This window comes from Anaerosphaera multitolerans (genome assembly GCF_004006535.1).
Lineage (GTDB): Bacteria > Bacillota > Clostridia > Tissierellales > Peptoniphilaceae > Anaerosphaera > Anaerosphaera multitolerans.
The window spans coordinates 14,708-35,636 of sequence record NZ_RLIH01000002.1 but is presented as its reverse complement, the minus strand read 5'-3'; the positions used below and the strand labels follow the sequence as shown (position 1 = coordinate 35,636).

At 48.3% G+C, this 20,929-nt stretch carries 24 protein-coding genes; all 24 read right to left on the bottom strand.

Translation table 11 applies throughout. The features are described 5' to 3' along the window. Positions 1-75 precede the first annotated feature (75 nt). Entirely contained in the window at positions 76-435 is a 360-nt protein-coding gene (locus EF514_RS01490) for a NifB/NifX family molybdenum-iron cluster-binding protein (protein WP_127723114.1), read from the bottom strand. A gap of 1 nt (position 436) precedes the next feature. Next, entirely contained in the window at positions 437-1,276 is an 840-nt protein-coding gene (locus tag EF514_RS01485; RefSeq protein ID WP_127723112.1) for an Mrp/NBP35 family ATP-binding protein, read from the bottom strand. A 69-nt stretch (positions 1,277-1,345) separates the two neighbouring features. Then, positions 1,346-2,221, bottom strand: a complete 876-nt coding sequence (locus EF514_RS01480; protein ID WP_127723110.1) for an ATP-binding protein — start codon at positions 2,219-2,221, stop codon at positions 1,346-1,348. After that, entirely contained in the window at positions 2,199-3,080 is an 882-nt protein-coding gene (locus tag EF514_RS01475; protein ID WP_205666352.1) for a nucleotide-binding protein, read from the bottom strand. The genes EF514_RS01480 and EF514_RS01475 overlap by 23 nt, the downstream gene beginning before the upstream one ends. Then, positions 3,061-3,429, bottom strand: coding sequence for a NifB/NifX family molybdenum-iron cluster-binding protein (locus EF514_RS01470; RefSeq protein ID WP_127723108.1), 369 nt, complete (start codon positions 3,427-3,429; stop codon positions 3,061-3,063). Before EF514_RS01470 ends, EF514_RS01475 begins: the two co-directional genes overlap by 20 nt. Positions 3,430-3,450: 21 nt before the next feature. Further along, entirely contained in the window at positions 3,451-3,819 is a 369-nt protein-coding gene (locus tag EF514_RS01465) for a DUF134 domain-containing protein (RefSeq protein ID WP_127723106.1), read from the bottom strand. Between the two features lie 64 nt (positions 3,820-3,883). After that, positions 3,884-4,150 (bottom strand): DUF5320 domain-containing protein, encoded by a 267-nt coding sequence (locus EF514_RS01460; RefSeq protein ID WP_127723104.1) that lies wholly within the window; start codon positions 4,148-4,150, stop codon positions 3,884-3,886. Positions 4,151-4,371: 221 nt separating this feature from the next. Beyond that, positions 4,372-5,469: an N-acetylmuramoyl-L-alanine amidase gene (locus EF514_RS10890; protein ID WP_127723102.1), complete on the bottom strand. Its 1,098-nt coding sequence runs from the start codon at positions 5,467-5,469 to the stop codon at positions 4,372-4,374. Continuing rightward, on the bottom strand, positions 5,459-5,872 hold the full coding sequence (locus EF514_RS01450) for a phage holin family protein (protein WP_127723100.1): 414 nt from the start codon (positions 5,870-5,872) through the stop codon (positions 5,459-5,461). The genes EF514_RS10890 and EF514_RS01450 overlap by 11 nt, the downstream gene beginning before the upstream one ends. An 81-nt stretch (positions 5,873-5,953) precedes the next feature. Continuing rightward, positions 5,954-8,419, bottom strand: coding sequence for a glycosyl hydrolase family 18 protein (locus tag EF514_RS01445; RefSeq protein ID WP_127723098.1), 2,466 nt, complete (start codon positions 8,417-8,419; stop codon positions 5,954-5,956). Further along, the gene (locus tag EF514_RS01440; protein ID WP_127723096.1) at positions 8,416-8,988 is read right to left on the bottom strand and encodes a hypothetical protein; all 573 of its coding nucleotides are present in this window, start codon (positions 8,986-8,988) and stop codon (positions 8,416-8,418) included. The genes EF514_RS01445 and EF514_RS01440 overlap by 4 nt, the downstream gene beginning before the upstream one ends. Before the next feature lie 4 nt (positions 8,989-8,992). After that, positions 8,993-9,190, bottom strand: a complete 198-nt coding sequence (locus tag EF514_RS01435) for a hypothetical protein (protein ID WP_127723094.1) — start codon at positions 9,188-9,190, stop codon at positions 8,993-8,995. Positions 9,191-9,201: 11 nt separating this feature from the next. Beyond that, entirely contained in the window at positions 9,202-11,724 is a 2,523-nt protein-coding gene (locus EF514_RS01430) for a phage tail spike protein (RefSeq protein WP_127723092.1), read from the bottom strand. Positions 11,725-11,728: 4 nt separating this feature from the next. Next, on the bottom strand, positions 11,729-12,505 hold the full coding sequence (locus EF514_RS01425; RefSeq protein ID WP_127723090.1) for a distal tail protein Dit: 777 nt from the start codon (positions 12,503-12,505) through the stop codon (positions 11,729-11,731). Positions 12,506-12,524: 19 nt separating this feature from the next. Continuing rightward, positions 12,525-15,125, bottom strand: a complete 2,601-nt coding sequence (locus EF514_RS01420; RefSeq protein ID WP_127723088.1) for a phage tail protein — start codon at positions 15,123-15,125, stop codon at positions 12,525-12,527. Between the two features lie 205 nt (positions 15,126-15,330). Continuing rightward, positions 15,331-15,714: a hypothetical protein gene (locus tag EF514_RS01415; protein WP_127723086.1), complete on the bottom strand. Its 384-nt coding sequence runs from the start codon at positions 15,712-15,714 to the stop codon at positions 15,331-15,333. A 13-nt stretch (positions 15,715-15,727) separates the two neighbouring features. Further along, positions 15,728-16,321, bottom strand: a complete 594-nt coding sequence (locus EF514_RS01410; RefSeq protein ID WP_127723084.1) for a major tail protein — start codon at positions 16,319-16,321, stop codon at positions 15,728-15,730. A 12-nt stretch (positions 16,322-16,333) separates the two neighbouring features. Next, complete coding sequence (locus tag EF514_RS01405; RefSeq protein WP_127723082.1) at positions 16,334-16,669, bottom strand: hypothetical protein; 336 nt, start codon at positions 16,667-16,669, stop codon at positions 16,334-16,336. Continuing rightward, positions 16,666-17,097, bottom strand: a complete 432-nt coding sequence (locus tag EF514_RS01400) for an HK97-gp10 family putative phage morphogenesis protein (RefSeq protein ID WP_127723080.1) — start codon at positions 17,095-17,097, stop codon at positions 16,666-16,668. The genes EF514_RS01405 and EF514_RS01400 overlap by 4 nt, the downstream gene beginning before the upstream one ends. Then, on the bottom strand, positions 17,090-17,434 hold the full coding sequence (locus EF514_RS01395; RefSeq protein WP_127723078.1) for a head-tail adaptor protein: 345 nt from the start codon (positions 17,432-17,434) through the stop codon (positions 17,090-17,092). The genes EF514_RS01400 and EF514_RS01395 overlap by 8 nt, the downstream gene beginning before the upstream one ends. After that, positions 17,431-17,748, bottom strand: coding sequence for a head-tail connector protein (locus EF514_RS01390; RefSeq protein ID WP_127723076.1), 318 nt, complete (start codon positions 17,746-17,748; stop codon positions 17,431-17,433). Before EF514_RS01390 ends, EF514_RS01395 begins: the two co-directional genes overlap by 4 nt. An 11-nt stretch (positions 17,749-17,759) precedes the next feature. Further along, positions 17,760-18,956, bottom strand: coding sequence for a phage major capsid protein (locus tag EF514_RS01385; protein WP_127723487.1), 1,197 nt, complete (start codon positions 18,954-18,956; stop codon positions 17,760-17,762). Between the two features lie 13 nt (positions 18,957-18,969). Continuing rightward, complete coding sequence (locus EF514_RS01380) at positions 18,970-19,734, bottom strand: head maturation protease, ClpP-related (RefSeq protein ID WP_127723074.1); 765 nt, start codon at positions 19,732-19,734, stop codon at positions 18,970-18,972. Further along, positions 19,721-20,887 (bottom strand): phage portal protein, encoded by a 1,167-nt coding sequence (locus EF514_RS01375; RefSeq protein ID WP_338067639.1) that lies wholly within the window; start codon positions 20,885-20,887, stop codon positions 19,721-19,723. The genes EF514_RS01380 and EF514_RS01375 overlap by 14 nt, the downstream gene beginning before the upstream one ends. Positions 20,888-20,929: the final 42 nt, after the last annotated feature.

Below are 20,929 nucleotides of genomic sequence, written 5' to 3'. Positions count from 1 at the left end.
CAGTAAGAAAGAGAATCGTTAAAAAGTATAGCTATCGTTAAAAGGTATCATTCCTTTGCATCATATAAGGGTATCCTACTCTCCGCATTCATCATAATGTTGATGCTCGTGGCAAATCGAACCCGTTGATTTTAAAGAACCTTTCAGATACGCTTCTACTGCGTCTCTGACCTTTCCAGTTGCTCCAACAATAACCTCGATATTTCTCTGATTGAAAATATCCACTGCGCCACCGCCCATACCTCCGCTAATAATCACATTCACACCGTGGTCGGCAAGAAAGTTTGGCAAAAATCCGGGTTTATGTCCCGGGTTTTCAATGGTTTCACTTTTTACTATTTTGTTGTTTTCAGCGTCAAATAGTATAAACCCTTCGCAGTGACCAAAATGCTCGGTCACCATCTCGTTGTCACTAGCTACAGCAATTGTCATCATTTTATTCTTCCTCCATTTTTTCTACTGTTCTCGCCGTCGAATCCAACCAGTTACCTTCGAGCATTTCTATCATGCCCCTGTCACATGCCGTTGAGATTTGGGGGTCAATAGGTATTCTCGCAAGTACCGGAAGATGGTATTGACCGGCGATTTCTTCGATATGGCTTTCACCAAAGATCTGATAATTTTTCCCGTTATCCGGACACCTATAATAAGACATATTCTCGACCAACCCGATAATAGGAATGTTCATCATCTCTGCCATCTTCACCGCCTTTGTAACAATCATCGATACCAGTTCCTGAGGTGATGTCACAATGATCAATCCGTCAACCGCTATGGATTGGAACACGGTAAGGGGAACATCTCCTGTCCCCGGAGGCATGTCGATGAACATAAAATCTACATGATCCCAAATCACGTCTTTCCAAAACTGCTTTACTGTATTTGCAAGAATCGGGCCTCTCCAGACAACGGGATCCGTATCATGTTCTAAAAGCAAATTCACCGACATCATTTGGATACCGGTTTTCGATTTTACAGGAATAACCCCTTCGTCACTGACGAGTGCCCTTTCCTTTATTCCAAAGGCTTTTGGAATAGAAGGCCCGGTAACATCGGCATCTAAAATCGCCGTGCGATATCCCAATCGATTCATGGCAACCGCAAGCATGGAGGTGACAAAGGATTTGCCAACACCTCCTTTACCGCTGACAACCCCAATTACTTTTTTTACACAGCTCTTCTCATGCAACGTTTCAGAAAAATCTATTCTGGGTTTTTGTCTTTCCGCACACTCTTCCGAGCAACTATTGCAGTTTTGTTTGCAATTTTCACTCACTGTTTCACTCCTTTCTCAAATCTGCCCATGGGTATACTCTTATTCAAACAAGGGTTTCCAGACACCACTTTAGCTATCATCTTCTTCATAAAGCATCTTCATGGTCCTCTGATATATCTCTCTAACCGAAGTTCCTGCTATACAATCTATATCGACAATGGTTTTCCCGTCATTCATGGCTCTTACGGCATTGGCATCAAAGGGAATCCTGCCCACAAAGTGGAGTCCTTGCTCTTTGCAAAAATGTTCAATCTTCTTCGCAAGATCAATATTGGTATCGTATTTATTGACGCATACGGCGATCTTGATTCCAAAATTCGCTGCCGTATGGATGATACGCTCCATGTCACTTATGCCGGATACGGAAGGTTCGGCAACGACCAGAACCATATCCACACCGCTCAGGGAGGCAATGACCGGGCAGCCTATGCCGGGAGAGCCATCAATAATAGCCATTTCCGCCTCTTCGCTTCTTGATTGCATGCGTTTTTTTACTTCCGTGACAAGCATCCCGGACGTACCGCTGCCCATATTCAGCCGGGCGGTTGAAAAGACTTTTTCTCCATCAGCATATAGCATGAGTTCTCCGTCGACTGCCGGCACAAGAGTAATCGCTCCCACAGGACACAAATATTCGCAAACGCCACAGCCTTCACAAGCATAAGGATCCACTTTGTAGTGGTTGTCAAAGGAAATAGCACCAAAGCGACAATGCTTTCGGCACTGATCACATGCTATACATATCTTCGGATTGATAAAGGCTTTGGGCAGACCGTAATAATCTGCTTTTTCCGGCTCCGTGCTCCAAGCATTGGTTAAGTGCAAATTGGGGGCATCGACGTCACAATCTGCATATGCTTTGGCCTTGGACAGTTTGATAAAAGCACCTGCGATGGTGGTTTTTCCGGTGCCGCCTTTACCGCTAAGAATAACGAGCTGTTTCATGTGGCACCTCTTCTCTGATCGTGTCTAGTAGAGCAGAAAACATTTCCCAGTAGAAAGCTTTCTCTCTAACAGCAATCTTCGCATTCGAATGCAATGATCCGAGATTTGTATCGAAAGGAATACGCCCAAGGATCCTGATATGATTTTCTATACAAAAGGTTTCTGCCGGATTCTCGTCCTCTAAACATTTGTTGAGAATCACGCCGAATGGCTTTTGAAACAACTTGACCAGTTGATAAACCATATCCAGGTTATGAACACCAAATAAAGTAGGTTCAGCAACCAAAACGCAATAATCAGCATCTTTGATACTTTCCATGGCCATGCAGGCACTTCCCGGAGGTCCATCCACAATCGTCAGCTTGTTTTCATCCACCCTTTCCTTGGAAAGCAGTCTTTGAATAATAGGAACCCCGGAAGCTTCCCCGATATGTAATATACCGGTATAGGTCGTTACCTGATCCGATTTTCCTTTTTGCACTTTTCCAATAATTTTTTCTTTTTCCGTCAGTGCCTTTTTAGGACAGACCAAGATGCAGCCGCCACAGGAATGACAAACCTCGTCAAAGACAAGTGGTTTATTGTTGATAAAGGCAAGCGCATGAAACCGGCAAAAGTCAACGCAGGCACGACAGCCGTCGCATCGCTGATCATTCAGCTCCGGAATCAGAACGGATACTGCGGTCTCCTGCACTCCTTCCGGTTTGAAAAACAGATGTCCATTAGGTTCTTCAACATCACAGTCTACGTAGGCTGATTCATCCGCCGCTGAAGCCAAGTTGACCGATACCAGTGTTTTTCCTGTACCGCCCTTACCACTTAGAACCGCAATAACCATGTTAATGCTTTTCGCTTCCATGGAATCCACTATGTATTTCATCCAGCAAAGAGAGTTTTCCGGCCACGAAGGCATCCAAATTATATTTCGCAGAACCTGATATTGCTGTATAGATCGAAATGTTAGCGGATTTTAACACGTCGGCGGCATTTGTTCCCAGCCGCGGTGTTAGTAAAGCATTTACTTGATTATCAATGATGATTTGTGCGGCTTTAATCCCTGCCCCGCCTGTACTTGCCGCCGCACTATTATCAACCGATGTTTCTTCGTTTGTTTCTGTATTGTAAATCAAAAAATAGGGTGTGCGTCCAAAGGAATCACACACACTTGATTTTATATCTTTCGCATTTACCGGAATAGCAATCTTCATAATCGTTCTCCTCCTTGCTTATCATCGTTCATCCTCAGCAAAACAGCGGCCACGGTTTCGTCTGCGACAGCCGCGACCACATCCTTTACCCAAACCCTCGCATAGTCGGTACTCACCACCCTCAATGGAAAGGACCTTCCCCTCAACTAGAAATTCCGCCAGTTTTTTTCTCGCTTCACTATAGATTCCTTGAATCGTGGTTCGCGCTACGTTCATTTGTTTGGCACATTCTTCCTGGGTAAAGCCTTCGAAGTCGATCAATCGTATGGTCTCATACTCATCAATCGTCATCGTGACACAACGCTCTGCATTTGGAGGGGAATCAAGGGGGCCAAATGTGTTTTTCTCAGGCAGGCAACAGACTCTTCTCCATTTTATCGGTCTTGCCATGACGCATCACCTCATTTCTAACACGAATAACCGGAGCGTCCTCCGGCTATCCACGAAATCTGTTTTATAGTTTCTCTAATTGCTGATCGATCACATTCAGTTGCTCTTGCAGGATATTTTTCTGTTCACAGAGCACGTCTTTTTTTGTCTCAGGAGAGCTTTGATCGATTGACAAACTTCGACCAAAACAACGACCGAAGCCGCGTCTGCAACCAAGTCCCATACCACGTCTTATACCACGCTCGGATATCTTTGCTTCTGCGCAATTGCCCAAACCTCTTCCGGTTTTTGCTCCAGCTCCCATTGGGCCTGTTCCATCTCTTCTTGGCATATGATTCACCTCCTTTTTGTTATCGACATATGTCATTTATCTTCAGTATACATCATATCCGACATATGTCAATAACTTTCGGGAGAAATTTATCGCTGGAAAAAGGATCTCATCACAGATCTTATAGTGTCTCCTCCTTAATAGCATGTGCGCATTCTATTGATTCGCAAACACAAAAATAGCCCCACGACCTATGTTCAACATAGACCGTGGGGCAAGCTTTATATTTTTCTAACGCCATCAATCGGAAGCCATGATGCAATGCCGTCCGGCCAGCCGAGGAGGACTTTATCTTTTTCTATCTGTGACACCTTGTGTGTTCTTTCTTTCACCCATCCCGGCACGGTTTCTCCCGTCGCATAACGGGAAGCCGTCACTTTCACCGTATCTCCAACTTTTAGAGCAGAAGACGCAGCCGCTTTCGGAATCTTGAGCTTTTGTCCGGCATGGATGATGTCGGAGGTTAATCTGTTAAGCTTTTTGATTTCCGGATATCTTCTTCCGTCGCCTAAGAGCCTTGCAGCTATCCGCCAAAGGCTGTCGCCACTGACTACGGTATAGGTGCTGTATTCTTCGCCGGCTTTTTTAGGATAGATAGCATTTCCGCTCTCATCAAACACAAAGTAACCACTGTTTTCATCTGCCTTTCTCTTGGCATTGGCAAGCACCTTATAGGCTCCAATCTGGCTCTTCTTATCCTGCCAGGACTTTCGGACTCGATATAAAACACCTTCAGGCTTAGGCGTGACTGCACTTCCGCCCATCAACCTTTTCACATCCTGACGGAAGGTGTCCATGCTCTTTTCGAATTTTGAAAACCAGTGTCTCGGATCGCCGTGATTGGAAGCGATCCCTCTTTGATGACCTTCGTAGTGGCCGATGATGACACCGTCTCCTAAAGGATTAAGATGATAGAGCCTGCAAAGATAAGCACAAAGCTCCGTCGCTTCCTGGTAGACCTTCTCAAAATACGAGCGCTCGCTAAGTCCATCCTCGCAGATTTCAAAGCTCGTGTGCGTGTTGTTGGCCGCTCCTCCTGCATGCCAGCCCCTGTGATCCCAGGGAAGCGTCTGGTAAGTGGCAATCGTGCCGTCTTGCAGTTTCCCGATAAACCCGTGCACACAGACCTGTCTATCCATCGGCTGATTCCAGTGATTGTTATATTTGTTTTTCCCGAGCTTTCCGTCATCCGGACCGACATAGCGCTTCAGATAAGGATTATTTGCTCCGGTCGAATGCACCATGATGCCTTTGACCTTAATCTTCCTGCCTGCCTTGTAGCAGGCGTTTTCTGTAAAAATAAGCTTATTAAGATTCACTTTCCTCATCCTCCTTCGATAGTGTTTCCAGCACGTTTTTCAGAGCTTTCGGAATGGGAAGCCCCAAGTGTGCTGAATTTTCCAAGATGGAAATACCTTCATTCGAGAGATAGAAAAAGATGACGGCAGTCCTTATGGCACTGCCTTCTTTCAAGATGGAGACATCAATAATGTTTCCGATGCCTACCAGCACAAAGATGAGCACCTTCTTGGCGATGCCCTTAAAGCCGACTTCGCTTGAGAGCTTTTTGTCGTTGATGGCACAAAGAACGCCTGTGACATAGTCAGCGACAACAAAGACGATGAGGGCATAGAGGAAGCCGTCAAGCCCTCCCAGATACCAGCCCAGGAAACCTCCTACAGCCGTGAATGCTGTCTGTACGACAGACCAGATTTGTTTCATGTTAAAAATCCTCCTTCCAAATAAAAAATGCCTGCGTTGTAGCAGACACTTCCTTGTACAAAATGGTGTAATTGATGAAATCTATACCTGTTTTGGCAGCCACTCCCAGAGCCTTAAATCCTCCTGGCCGAGTGACCACATGCACATACCCCTGACTTTCCAGCGATAAGCGGCTTCATTTGCCCAGTAGATGAGCGAGTCCACATCCTGGTAATAGAGGATGGAAAAGCCGTCGGAATCGCCTAAGAAAAGCCGTGAAATCCAGACATTGATGTCTCTTGGAATGACCTTCACCTGATAGTCGTTTCCGCAGACCAGCGGCAGAAGACTCGAATGGAAAAACTCATAATCAAGAGAGATGCTTTCCGTTCTCGTCTCATGTTCCTCGATATCGGAGGTGACGGTAAAAACCTGAAACTCCTCATCCCAAGTGACGCCGGTTCTTGGAATCCTGCCAAAACTTGTCCGACTTCCATCAGGCAGCACGACATCAAAGCACTCGTAGGGTTCATAGGTGAAGCTATCTCCCACACGAAAGAGCTGGCAGTGTACTTTGCTGTCTGAGCGTATGCCTGCAAAGCCTGATGTATTTGCCACCGTTCTTTGAAAACGCAGACTGCTTGACGCACCGGAATACACCCTGACACTCGTGCCTCTTTTTCTCATTTCAATCGTATAAAGATTCGGGGCATCTCGTATCTCGGCATCAGCTGTCTTTTCAAAGGAAGTCGCATAACTTCCCAGCAAAACATCTCCCTGATAAAGCTCCACCACCTGTGCTTCGTAGTTCAGGCAGCAGAACAGATCGCCTAAAAAAACGCCCGCCCTTCCAGTAAAGCTTTGAGGGAAGATGAGCTGTGCCCGCAGGTGAAGGTCGTGAAAGCTGCCATAATTTAAGGCAAGCTCTCCGTAACCCTCCAGCTGTGAGTAGGGACGGTTTTTCCCGAACTCATCCTCCTGCCAGACCTGCCATTCACCGGAAAGGATACTCCAGTAGCTTTCAGGAAGCGGTGGTCGGTCTCTAAAATCCTCATACCAGATAAGGGCGGAGTCCGCTTTCCTCCGAAGCATCTCGAAAGTGAGCTTAAAGCCTTCTCTTGGAGCCACCATCACGCCGTGTATGTCCTTAAACTTTCTCGGAGACAAAAGGTAGCTCGCTTCGCTGACGGATGTTTCTTCACTGAAAGAGCTGCAGACCTTAAAACCGTAAAACTGCACGCCCTTGGCGGCAACCGATACCGTAAGCGTATGTGTTCCGGCAGATAGAGAGACCGCCTTCCATACCCCTTTCCAAAAGGTCGTCCGCCAGTAAGGCCACCAGAGCCTGTGTTCCTCGACAAGAACGCTTATGCCGTCAAGTGAAAGCCGGACACTGTTTTTATCCCACAAAGGAAAGCCGAGTTTAACAGCCAAATCGTAGCTTCCTGCAGCCGGCACATTAAACTCATAGACGGCTTCTCCGTTATCACCGAGCGTAATCATTCCGTCCGAGATGGAGACAATGCCGGAATAGGAATCAGGCTCTGCATTTCTGTCAACAACGACACCGTCAAAGTTTGTTTTTTGCGTTTTTCCGTAAGAGGTGAGATACCGCCTTCGTTTATAGACTTCACCCATCAAGGGGTAGCTGTAATGTTCCGCATCCCGTCCTTCCATGTAGTCATAGACATGCGGAAGGGCGAAGGCTCCCTTATCGTAATCATCCCAGTAAGCAACGATAGGGATCTGAGGAGAAGCGGGCGCCGTTTCCTTAAACTGATAGTAGCCCGTCATCCAGTTCTTTGCTCCGTAATAGGTATGCGATACGCCCCGGTAGTAGTCTCCTAAGTTTTCAGGCGTGTCGTAAATCTGCCAGTTCCAGCCATAAGCCGGCATGCCGAAATAAATCTTTTCAGGCGGCATCACGGATACGGCATAGTCATAGATACCTTCCAGCCAGTCTCTCGGAGAAACAGGCCCCGGAGCAGAACCCGCCCAGGCCATGCCGTAGCTCATAATGGATGCCGTATCACAGTACGGTGCAAGGTCGCCGTAGACACACCAGTTTTCACCGCCGACCGAGCCTTTCACGCTTGTCATGCCGGGAAGGCAGATGTTGATGCGTTTTCTACCGTCATAGCTTTTAACAGCCTGATAGATATTTTGAAACATCGCTGTGGACTTAGCCGCTGTGGAGTAATCTCCTCCGCCTTCCAGGTCAATATCCACACCGTCGCACCAGGGATACTTTTCCATGATGCGGATAAGCTCGGAGAGGAACATATCCTGTGCACCGTTTGTGTTTTCCCGTATGGCCTTGAAGATGGAATTGTAGCCATCGTTAGCGACAGTTAAAAGCCAGCGGATATGCGGCCATTTCCTTATATAGGGCATCATGTCCGAGATAGTAACTCCCGTTTCATAGATTTCACCTGTCGCCCGTACCTTAAAAGAAAAAAGACCGATCTGATTGATGCGGTCTCCGTACTTTTCCAATGCTTCATACATTCTGGCGTTTCCCATAAAGGTCCAGACCATGATTTCTCTATTTTTTAAGGGGTCAATCAAAACGGCTCACCTCCTTCCTCCATTTGCTGTAAGGTAAAGAGCACTCTCGCAGATTTTCCTTCAGGAAGCTCGATCTTGTGCTTGGAATCCCAAGCAGCACTGTAGGAATAAAAGCCTTCTTTTTGAAAAGGCTGTCCATTGTTTGTTGTCTTTCTTTCCGGTGCGGAAAAAATCAGCTCATCGTCCTTTTGCAAAATCCCGGGGAAAAAGGCTCTTTGTCCGCCTGCCGCCTGCGAGATCGTCACACCTCCCATCTCCGATTTGGGGTATAGCTTGATATCAAGACCTGTGGAAGTCTTCCCAAGATTAAAAAGAATCAGGGTTTCCTGTCCTCGGACGATTCCGTTATACCAAACAGTCTCCTTGATTACGCCGCCCTCACGCTCTTTTTGAAGCATGATCTCCGTGTGCGGATAAAAGCCCGTCACCCGGTCTCCTTCCTGAAGCATAAGATCGGTTAGCCAAACAACACCTGCCATGTCGGTTAAAAGCGGCCTAATTGTCACGGACACGACTCGTTTGTCCTGCTTTTTATTGATGGTCTCTGAGAGCCTGTAAAACTTCTTCATAGCATTACCCGTCCAGCGTAAAGCGAATCTCGGAAGGGTGCGGCACCCAGCCGGTCGCAAGAGAGCCGCCCTGAAGGAGGATGTCCGTCACAAAGATTTGTCCGGTACAGTCTGAAATAAAGATACGCACCGTGACGGATTTTAGCCTTGACATATAGCCCTTAGGCGCAATGCTGTCTTTTACTTTTCTAAAATAGGCCATCCGCTCACCCCCTAATAAAGGTCAATAAATCTCGTCTCAATGCTTCCGTCTTCATACTCAATTTCCACTTCCACGCCGACCTGAGAAGTATCCGAAAGTTTCTCCAAGTTTTCCGAAGCGATGGCCAGAGACAAGGTATAGCTTTTACGATTGGAAGGATAAACGGTCTGTGCCATAGACTTTGTAAGTCCTGCCGCACCTTCCGCCTTAAAAGCGGCCGTTCCCGTACCACCCGTCTCGTTCACGGCTTCAAAGCCGGAATTCAGCCAGTAGGCCATCCCGTCATCCGCCCGAGAGTTTTTCAGATGGTTAAAGGGCACCATATCGGAGATGTTGCCGCCACCAAAAGCTCCTGCCCCTTCCAGGGTATCTGCGATGGTCTCCAGCCTTTCCACGGAAGATCCGAGATTTTTTAAGGTCGTCGACAGTTCCAGCACCGTATTCCAAGGCTCCTGCAGGTTATATTCTCTTCGCACAATCCTTGTCGTAACGGAAATCCCCAGTTCTTTGTCTTCTACAAGGACATAGTCTCCCAGCGACCAGGCTTCATGAGAAAAGCCCGTAAGGACGGATAAGTCCATCGCATGGAGGACATAGGAGATTTTCGGTTTGGCATATTGCGCCAACCTCATCGCCGTGAACTCCTTCATCTGGTAGGGATTGGTAAAGGAAGAACAGTCAAGTGTAGAGATACGCACATCATTTGAATAGGTGAAATCTTCCAGATAGGGCTTGCCGCCATTGATATCGGAAAAAGTCATCCCGTCCGCTCCTAGTGCATACAAGCGTGTCACAAGATTTCTTGTGTCGATGACCCGTTCAATGCTTTTCATATTCTTTCTGTAGGCAAAAAGAGCGCCTGAATCCCTGCCGCTCACCGTATAGAGATGAACGAGCCTGTTGGATGAGTCAAAGACCAGATCGCCTCCGTGAAGGCTTGCAACAGCACGAAGGATGGAAAGGGCATTCTTCTCTTGCGATACCCAGGTGCGTTTTGTCTTGACATTGACCGTGCCGACATGCCACTCTGTGCCCTCAAGAGCGTAAGCCATCGCTGTTTCCGCCGTCTCTGCATCAAAGCTTTTTTCTTCTTTGCGGACGCTGAAGGTCAGATCGTAAAACTCCGCTTCGGCATAGACTTCCGTCACGGTGTTTCCCGAAGAGTCCTTGATGTCGTTGATGGTTCTAACCTTATAGATATCGTCAACGATTTGAATCTTCTTCTCGTTTTCTAAATAGCTTCTTTTCTCATCTCTGAAGGGAAGCTTGAAGTGGAGCGTATCCTCGCCGTTGACCTCACTTGTGACAATGATGTCGTAGGCGTTTTCCAGAACCGCTTCCCAGGCACCCTCTTTTGTCAAAAGTACGGGCCTTGCAAAGCCCATCTTTTCATAAGGGGCTTTGGGGATATCGTAGATTCTGATATCAAGAAGCTTTGGCGTTTTCTTTGTATCGTTTGTCGTAAGGGTGATGCGAAAGCGGATGTAGTTAGCTGTAGCCTTGATTTTTCCGTCTTCCGGAAGAACAGTCCATTCGCCCCATGTATTAAGGTCGGAGCTTAGGCCAAATTCCACCGCTGAAATATCCGTTACGCCCGCTTCATATTCCTTAGTAATGGCAATCCTTCCTGTACCGGAAAGAGACAGAGGTTTTGCCGTTGTCAAAAGCTTTCCGGTTAAAGGATAGACACCATCTGCTTTCTTTAAGAGCACTTTGCCGGGTTCAGTTAATGCATCAACCGATGAAGCGCTGTCGCCGCCGCTTGCAAAATATGAGGAGCGAAAGTATGCTTCCAGATCCTGTATGGTAAGTTCTGAGTCGGTATCCAAAAACCAGTCGTCAAAGCCGCCTGCATACCAGTAGCTTCCGGCGTGCATGCCCATGATGATATCCGCTGTGCATAAGCGGTTCAGTTCACCTGTAAAAGAGTAGGCTTCCGATACCCAGCACTTGCCGTCCGACCTGTCGCCTATGACATACTGTGCCGTTTTGACATTTGGCCGAATGGTACAGGCAATAAAATAAATCCCGCCGTTTTTTAAAGTAAAGGAGGGAGAGGTCGTCCTGTCCAGAATAAGCAAGCCTGCTTCGTTATAGAGCATGACGCGCGGTCTTCCCTGAAAGAAGGAAAGATAAAAGATCGGCTGCCCCGGACCTGATCTGGTATTAAAAAGCGGGCAGTAGGTATTCCCGATAGAGTATATCGTCGGCTTGATCCAGCCGCCGACTAAAATCGTATCGCCGATATTCTGAAAAATGCCGCCGTCATTGGTAAGTTTTAAATAGGACTGTTCCGTTCCCGGATCATGGAGGTTTAACTGGATGTAGTTTCCCATCACGCCTGAGCGAATCCCTGCCGTTGTACCGCTTCGGTTTATGACTTCCATCTTGCGATTACTGCCGGAGGAATCCATAAGAAACCCCTGGTCATCGAAGCTGCCCTCGTTGAAACGCCAAAGACCGGATTTGGCAAGGGCAGCCGGAAATTCGCCCGTAAAATCTTCCTGTGATTGAATCGTTAATTTAAGCGCCATGTCATCACCTCCAGCGGCTTCGTGCATTAATTTTTAGCTCTGAAAAGGTTCCGTTCACAGCCTGAATAAGAACGCTGTTTTCGCCAATTCTAAGCTCCGGAAAGTTCAGCTCCTTGAGATAAGGGAGTGCATTTCTCAGCACAAGCCCGCTTCCATCTTCCACATAAGCCGTCATTTTCTCCGTGTCGATCACAAGGATTTCTCCCAAAGAAAGCTCCGCATTGATAATCTTCATCTCCACGCCGTTTACAGAGATGGAGATAAAGTTTTCCGGGTTCTTCGCAAGACTTCCTTTGAGGAAATAGACAGGCCTTGATGCGATATTTCCCAGGCTTCGTGTGACGAGTGTTTCTCCGGTTTCCGTTATCGTAAAGACCTCATCTTCCAAAGCATAGGCAAAGGGATCGGGGCAATAGAAGGAAAGGTCAAATACTCCGGCTGCACGAATAACTCTTTCGCAGTCCACCTTGTCCTTCAGTCTTGCCATAAAATAGCGATCCGGCACATCATCAAAAATCAGCTGTTTTAAGCCGTCGACCGGGGAAAGCCAGAGCGCAATCCGGTCTAAGGTTTCTACCAGATCGGAAAAGCGAAGCTTGGGAAAAATGGAACAGGACACCGAGATTTCTCTGGCATCCATATCTGCGCCAAAGTCCGCCACTCCGTACTTTCCGGGAATGGAAACCGAGTAGTTTCTCAGCATGCCGGACACCTGCCAAGAAGTGAGCCGTGCTTTTACATCCATGTCTTTTGATGAAATGTCGTTATAGATAAATCCCACCCTGCATCACTCCTTCCTTTTACGCTGGCGAGAAGCGTCCCTGTGCTCTGGAACCTGCTTCAATCAGGTTATAGAGCTCCTGCGAAACTTTTCGGATATCGTCTTCGCTTCGAACAAACATCTGCTCGATTGTGATCTGTGGAGCAGCTCCTATCGGAGGAACTCCTCTAAAAGCACCGCTTACCGCCGTTTCCGCCTGAACCTGAAAATCTGTCGGCAATGCCACGCTCATATCTTTTCCGAGCTGACCCATCACATTGTTGATGTCTTCTGCCAAGCCCTCACTGGCTCTGACCGCATCGCCACTTGAGCGTTCAATGGCACCTGCAAGTCCTTCTACCAGCATTTCACCGATCCAGGCCATTTCTTTTGACGGAGAGCTGATGCCAAAGAAACTCTTGATGCCACTCCAAAGATCGGACGCCCAGCCGGATACCTTATCCCAGATCCAGCCTGCCAGTCCCTTGATGCCTTCCCAGAGCCCTTTGACGATATTGCCGCCGACTTCCACGATCTTGTACATGAGAGAACCAAAGGCGCTGACGATGCCTTCAATAATCTGCGGCACCGCCTTTACAATCTCGACGATGATGGTCGGAAGATTCTTAATAAGGGCAACAAAAAGCTCCACCCCTGCCATGATGATCTTGTCGATGTTTCCGGCAAAGGCGTTCACAATGGCGGCTATAATTTCCGGGATGGCCTGCACAATCGTTGTAATAATCTGAGGAAGGGCCTGAATAAGTGCTACCAAAAGATCAATCCCGGCTTCGATGATCTGCGGGATGGAGCCTAAGATCGCCGTAATCAGGGCATCAATAATCTGCGGAATCGCCGTCACAATTTGCGTGATAATGTCGGGCAAAGCCTCGATCAGAGCTGTCAAAAGAGTGATACCTGTTTCAATGATCTGCGGAATCGCTTCCAAGAGGAAGGTGATAATCGCTTCAATAATCTGTGGGAGCGCTTCAATCAGGATTGGAATCGCCGCAATCAGACCTTCCGCCAGCCCCATAATCAGCTGTAAAGCCGCTTCAAGGAGTAGTGGCAAATTCTCAATTAAGCCCTGCACAATCGTCACAATCGCTGAAACGGCTGCCGGGATGAGATTTGGCATGGCTTCTCCCAAGCCTTGTACCAGTGTTGCAATCAGTAAAACCGCCGCTTCAATCAAAAGGGGCAGGTTTTCAATAATGGCATTTATAATCGTCAGGATTGCTTCCACCGCCACCGGGATAAGACTTGGAAGAAGACTCATCAAAGTTTCCAAGACCTGTGTGAATAGATCCGTGATCATGGTAAGAAGCGAAGGCAAAAGCTCCGAAATTGCTTCAAGAAGCGCCCCTGTCACGGCAGGAAGCGCCTGAATCATGTTCTCGATAACCGGCGTAATGTTGGTAACAACGGTCTTAAAAGCATCGACCACATTTCCTGTCAGCATTTGAATATCGGCATCCGCCCGTCCAAAGCCTACAAGGAGATTTCCAAAGGCACTTTGCAGGGCATTGATGGAACCTGTGATGGTCTCTTCCGCTTCCAAGGCCGTCGTGCCTGTAATCCCTAAATTGTCCTGGATGACGTGAATCGCTTCTACTACATCAGCGTAAGAGTCGATATTAAACTCAAGCCCTGAAATCTTCTCGGCATCGGCCAGCAGTCTTTCCATCTCGGATTTTGTTCCGCCGTAGCCTAATTTCAAGTTGTCGAGCATGGTGTAGTTTTGCTTGGCAAATCCCTGATAGGCGTTTTGGATACTGGTCATGTCGGTTCCCATCTTATTGGCGTTATCCGACATATCGGTGATGGCCATATCGGCATATTTCACCGCTTTTTCCGTATCTCCTCCTAAGGACTGAATCAGGCTTGCCGAAAAGCCCGTCACTGTCTCCATGTACTCATTCGCAGAAAGCCCCGCCGTTTTATAGGCGTTTGCCGCATAGTCCTGGAGTTTCCCGGACGATTCCTTAAAGAGAGTATCAACACCGCCTACCAGCTGTTCATAGTCGGCAAAAGAAGAGATGACTTCTTTTCCGAGCTTAACGGCGGCAGCTCCGGCAGCAACAACCACGGCTCCCATCGCCGCGCCGATTCCTTTCAAGACCGAGCCGAGCTTTCTAAACTTTCCTTCGGATTTATCGGCAGCATCACCCGCATCTTCTATTTTCTCTCCCATGTCATCGGCACTGTCCGTGACATCATCCATTTCTTTATCCATGTCGGAGAGGGATTTTTCCGCATCATCGTAGTTTTTGCCGGCTTCTCTTAGAGCTTCGTTATTGCCATTTAGCTCCTGCTCCATGCCGTTCAATGCCGCCTTGGCATTGTTCAGCTGGATTTGCCAGTTCTGCGTCCTTCTGTCGTTTTCACCAAAGGAAGCAGCGGCATTATCAAGAGCCGCCTTCAAGGTTTCAATCTTCTGTTTTTGTGCTTCAATCTCTTTATTAAGGACGCTGTTTCGTGCGGAAAGAGCCTGCACGGATTTGTCGTTTTTAGAAAACTCGGAGGTGATAAGCTTCATCTCCGAGCCTAAAACCTTAAAGGATCGGTTAATGTCGGCAAGGGCCTTTTTAAATTCTCTTTCACCCTCAAGGCCAATCTTTAAGCCGAAATTATCTGCCATGAGCTGCCTCCTTTCTATCAAATTCCATAGGGAATCACATCATCAATCAAAAGCTCCTGCTTCGGTTTGGAAAGCCCGCGATACTGTCTGTCACATTCAATAAGGTCTAAAAGCAAAGAAAAGGGCATGAGCCAGACTTCATCCTGAGAAAGATAAAGCCGGCTCAGCCCGAAATACAAAAGCCGGGCAAATAGTGCTTCGTCGCTTACCCGGCTTCCGGGTTTTTTAAGTCCGTCTCGCTTTCAATATTTCGCTTGGTCGCCTTTAAAAGAGCGTCCGTAATGGCATCTTTGTATTCCGCAAGATCCAAAGGAGAGGTCAAAAGCTCCACTTCCTCCTCGGTGAGAAGCTCTTTTGTGTCGTTCTTGTTTTTCAGGTTATGGATTAAGATCGGCTGATTGGCAAGCAGCGTAATCAGCCAGATAATCTCTCCCAAAGCCATCTCGAAGTTCTCCGCCTTCATGAGCTTGTCGCCTAAGTTTTCAAGACCGCCGTAGCGTCCTGCGATTTCTTTGGTCGCCCTGGTCGTGAGAAGGAGTTCGTACTCTTTTTCACCGACTTTAATCTTTGTCATATATTCCTGATACATAAAAGCATCCTCCTTATGGGGCAACCGGCGTAAAGACCGGCTCATAGACGGAGGTGTACCAGCCTGTAATGACTTCAGGGGCTACCCCTTCATCGCCTTCCGTCACTTCCGCCTTCCAGGGGTGTCTTCCTTCAGCGTCCGCCTTGTTTCTTCGCATGATCGTGCCTTCAATTGTCGGTGTGGAAAAGGTGATCGAGTCGCCCTTCGTTTTAAGGTTTGTAGCGGGTATGCCGAATTTCACCCGGTAAAGCCAGAAATAGCGATAATTGCCGTTTGATTTCTTTGCGCGAAAACCGATAGCGACAGGAAGTCCCCCGTCTTCAGACGAGGAAATCAAGACTTTGTTTGTGTCGATGACAGCTCCCGTAAGATCGGATGCCGCCTGACTTCCAATATCGTCCACACCGAGGGAGAGCGTCCCTGTTTTAAACTCTTTTACAATCTCCGATGCACCGTCATCGGCATAAAGGATCGCTTCCGCCAGTTCCACCGACAGCTCCGCCGTGATGGCTTTTGCCAGCTGTACGGGCGTGTCGTAGGTTTCCATGCCGGAAGCATCCTCCGTAATTTTTGCATAATACAATTTATCCAGGCCTATTGTTGCCATAGTGATTCCTCCTTATCGGACGTATTCTTTCGCCACGTCCAGGCTGTAATGGTAGTATCCCGTGTCTTCTTCAAGGTCTAAAAACCTCCGCTCTGTGATGATGAAATCCCGCTCAAACAAAGCTTCCGTAAGCTTCATTTTCCAAAGAAGATAGTTTTCCTTGCAAAAGAGTGAGATGCGGATTTCTTCCGTCTCCACCAGCGGTTTGTTGTCGGCATAGAAGAGTAAATCGTCATAAAGCGGTGTAAAGACCAGATAGGTTTCAGGAGCCTTCTTTTCAAAGGTCACGGCTCCCGAAGGAAGCCCTAAACCTTCCGCTATTTGTTTTAGTTCTGCCAGTGCACTCATAGGTCAAACTCCTTTTTCAGTGTTTCCTCCATCGCTTGAACGGCAGGCTTTCTCGCTTTCCTTCGTGCCGGCTTCATCCAGGGCTTTGCTTTCTGACCGGATTTCCCGTACTCCAAGACCTGAGCTTTCAGTGCATTCGGCACGCCTTCCCGGTCGATAGAGTCTCCGACACCTACCCGGATATTCCACTCGCCGTTTCGATCCTGCAAAGCCGGGGTGATGCCAAGGCTTCTTAAAAGGTCGCCCTTGGAGCGGGAAGGGTACTTGGTATCTTTTCCGATCCGGCCTTCAAGGTTTGTTTTCATCGCCGAGAGCACGACCTTGCCGCCGCTTTGTAAAATCTTAGGAGCGGCTTTATCAAAACGGTCACCGAGTTTCGAGAGCTTATCCAAGAACTCATCCGGCATTTTCATTTCGCACTTAGCCATCCTTTACCACCCCTTCCGTATCGACTCTTTCAGCCAAAATCTCCCAATAGAGCCCTTTTCTTCGGATGTCTTCCACGGAGAGGATGTTGTGCCTGCCGTCTTCCGTTACCACGACGCATCGGGTATCAAGTGTGATGCCGGGAACCCGCCTGATTCTAAAAAGCGTCGTTGCTGTCGAAAAAAGACTTCGATTCTTCCAGGTCTCGCTCCCGTAGCGGTCTTCCCGGTAGGCTCTGACACTTGCAAGAAAGACATCTCGCTCCACCGGAAAGCCGTCCGGATCCGTTTCCTGCTCCACACGAAAAAGCTCAATGAAGTGATTTAGTTTAATGCTCATAGGATCACATCCTTATCGCCCTGAAGAAGTAGCTTCACCGTCTCCCAGACCTGCCTTGCGGCTTCAGGAGAATCGGAAAAGAAGCCGGCCGTTGAACCGTCCCTTGATTCATAGAAGAAACTTGCAAGGACGATCACAGCCTGCTTGGTACTCTCCGTCATCGGGTGTGTAAGATAGTAATCCGGCCCTTTTTTCTGGTATCCCTCTGCATAGGAAATCGCAGAGGAAAGGCAGCGGAGCATGAGAGGATCGTCCGCATCATGCTCCACCACCAGATTTTCTTTTAACGGATAAAGAAGATCCTCTGCGTTCATCCTTATCCTCCTTATACGCCGGCCTTCATCTGCAAAAGCTTCACGCTCTCAGGCAGGATGAGTTTTCCGTCCACGCGCTGTGTCGCCTTAAAGCCGACTTGACCCGTTGCGGCAAAAAGCTCGTTTAATCTTTGGAAAGACCTGCCTTGACGATCGGCAATCCAGTAATAGGAGAAGTCGCCGAACGCAATCGCAAGAGCTCCAGCTTCCGCCAAGGGTGCAAAGCTTGACGTATAGACCGGACGATTGAGGATGGTATCCGGCGTACCTGCTGTCAAGGCCGGCTGCCAGAGATACTGACCGGTCGTGTCTTTCAGCTTTCGAATGAGCTTCACCGTCGCATCGTTCATGATGAAAACGGCATTTTTCCTGTACGGCGCACGAAGCGAATAGAAGAGGTCAATCAGCTCATCAGCCGTCACTGCCTTGTCTGAAGCGGCTGTAACGCCTACTTCACCTCCGCCCGTAGTTTGGAAAACGCCTACAGGCTTGCCCACACCGTCACCGATGAGGAAGGCTTCCTCTTCTTTAGAGCCCATGCGTCTTCCGAACTCTTTCGCAATATATCTTTCAAGGTCAAAGACCGAGTCGTTTAAGAGCTCTTCGGAGACTTTCAGCATGGTCGCCAGCTTATAGGCACCGATGGAGACCTGACCGAAGGCGGGATCGGATTCCGGGATAGCCGCTTCCTCATCCACCCAGCTGGCCGTGCCTTTTGTCGCAACGACAGGGATTTTGCGGTCACCGGAAGAAGTCTGGATGACATGAGCGAGCTGTCTGAAGATGTTTTCTTCTTCCAGGGCTTCTACCAGAGTTCTTTCAAATTCATCAGGTGCCAGATAGCCGCCTTCGGAGTCGGTGCCGACCTGCAGGGCATTGGTAACAGGGGCATTTTTCTTTCGCATAAGGTTCCAGAAGTCCCTTTGATAAGCGTCACTTCCTCTGCCGGTCTTGTCTTCCTTGTCCTGCACGGGGTTTCCCACCACCGGACGGCTGATCGCTTCACTAAGCTTCATGTCCATGTCTCTTTGGCGTTCGAGCCTGTCGATTTCTTTTCCGAGGTCTACAACTTCCTCTTCCATCTTTTCGTAAGCCGCCGTGTCTTCTGCTGAGACGATGCCTTTCTCGTCTCGCTTGTCCTCTAAAAAGGTCTTGGCCTTTTCCCAGGTTTCAAGGCGCTTGTTTCTCAGTTCCTGAATTTTGTTCATTTCTTCGTCCTCCTTAATGACGTAAAAGTTCGAGCCGTTTTGTAAGCTCTTTGTATTTCGTACCTGTTTCTTCCAAGTTGTCCGCTTTTTCATCGGATCCCGCTTCTTCCTCTTTCTTTGCTAAAACCGCATCGGCACTGATCTTGTTTAAGACCGTGCTCATCATCTTTCTTGCGGCAAAAGCCATACCTTCCTGAGCTTCTTCATCCGCTTCCTCCTCTTCGTCGTCGCCGGTGAAAAGAAGGCGATCACAAAAGCCGAGTTCCTTTGCCTTCTTTGCATTCATCCAAGTCTCGTCATCCATCAGGCGAGAGATTTTATGCCTGGAAAGCCCGGTTTTTAGTTCATAGGCGTTAATGATGGATTCTTTGACTTCGTCCAAGATGTCCAGTGCCTTTTCCATCTCGTCTTTCCAGCCGTAGGCGGAAGTTTCGGGATTGTGAATCATCATCATGGAAGAAGGACTCATCAACACCTCACCGCCCGCCATCGCAATGACGGAAGCGGCAGAAGCGGCAATGCCCTCGATTTTCACCGTGATTTTGCCTTTGTGATCCATGAGCATGGTGTAGATCTGTGATGCCGCAAAGACATCGCCGCCGGGTGAATTAATCCACACCGTCATATCCCCCGGATGACTTTCCAGCTCCGATAAGAAAAGAGCCGGTGTGACTTCATCGCCAAACCAGCTCTCTTTTGCAATCGGACCGTCCAGTCTCAGGATGGTTTCTTCCTTTGGATCTCCTCTTTGAAAGACCCAGAATTTACGTTTCTCCATCGCTTTTCACCTCCTTGCCGGAAAAGATGCCGGCATCTTCAAGTTTCGTCATGTTGCCGTTGATCAAGTACAGATCGCCTCCTTCTTCTTTTGGTATGAGATTCATGTTTTCAAGCCGCCTGATGTCATTGGCACTCATCCAGCCGTTTTGCCTTGCCGTTGCATAGCCCCTCATTCGGCTTTCATAGTCGCCCCTTAAAAGCCCGTCGACATTGAACTCAATGAAATAACGCTGCCTTTCAGCGGGATATAAAAGAGCCTTGTTCATGGCCTGCTCAAGCCGTACCAGCCAGGGCCTTATCGTGTGAACGACAAAGCTGATGGACTGGTGTTCGATATTAGAAAAAGTCGCCTTATCGAGGTCTGCCACTAGGTGTGGCGGCACTCGGTAGATACGGCAAATTTCTTCCGTCTGATACTTTCTTGTCTCAAGAAACTGTGCTTCATTTGGCGGAATCCCAATCTGCTTATAGGTCATGCCTTCTTCCAAGACAGCGACTTTGTTGGCGTTTCCCGAGCCCTTAAAAAGCTCGTTCCAGCTTTCCCTGACCTTGGACGGGTCTTTAAGGGTTCCTGGATGCTCCAAAATACCACCAGGAGCGGCCCCGTTTTGAAAGAAGCTCGCACCGAATTCCTCGGTTGCCATCGACATGCCGATAGCGTTTCTGGCCATCGCAATCGGTGAGTAGCCCACCAGTCCGTCAAAGCCGAGTCCGGGGATATGAAGAATTTCTTCTCTTCGAAAGGCAATATTACTCATCCCGCTTTGGTAAAGGTAGATGAGTTCGTCCGTCTCCGCCCGGCTGACCTGCATCTTGTCCGGCATTAGAGGATAAAGCCCGATGATTTCGCCGTGCCCGTTTCTTACAATCTGGGCATAGGCATTGCCCCATAAAAGAAGATGGGTCATCAGGGTTTCCCGGAAGATGAAGGATGTCATTTCCGGATTTGGGCTGTCGTGCAGGAGAAAATACAAAGGATGGAGTGTATCCCGCCTTTTTCCTTCCTCGACGTGTCGGTAAAGATGCAAGGGCAGACTCGCAACAGTCTCTGCAATTACTCTGACACAGGCATAAACCGCCGCCGATTGCATGGCATTTTTCTCCGTCACCTGCTTTCCGGAAGAAGACGGGGCAAAGAAAAACCGGAACACCGACGGTTTAGTCAGCTCCGGTTTATCCCTGCTTTTGAATAG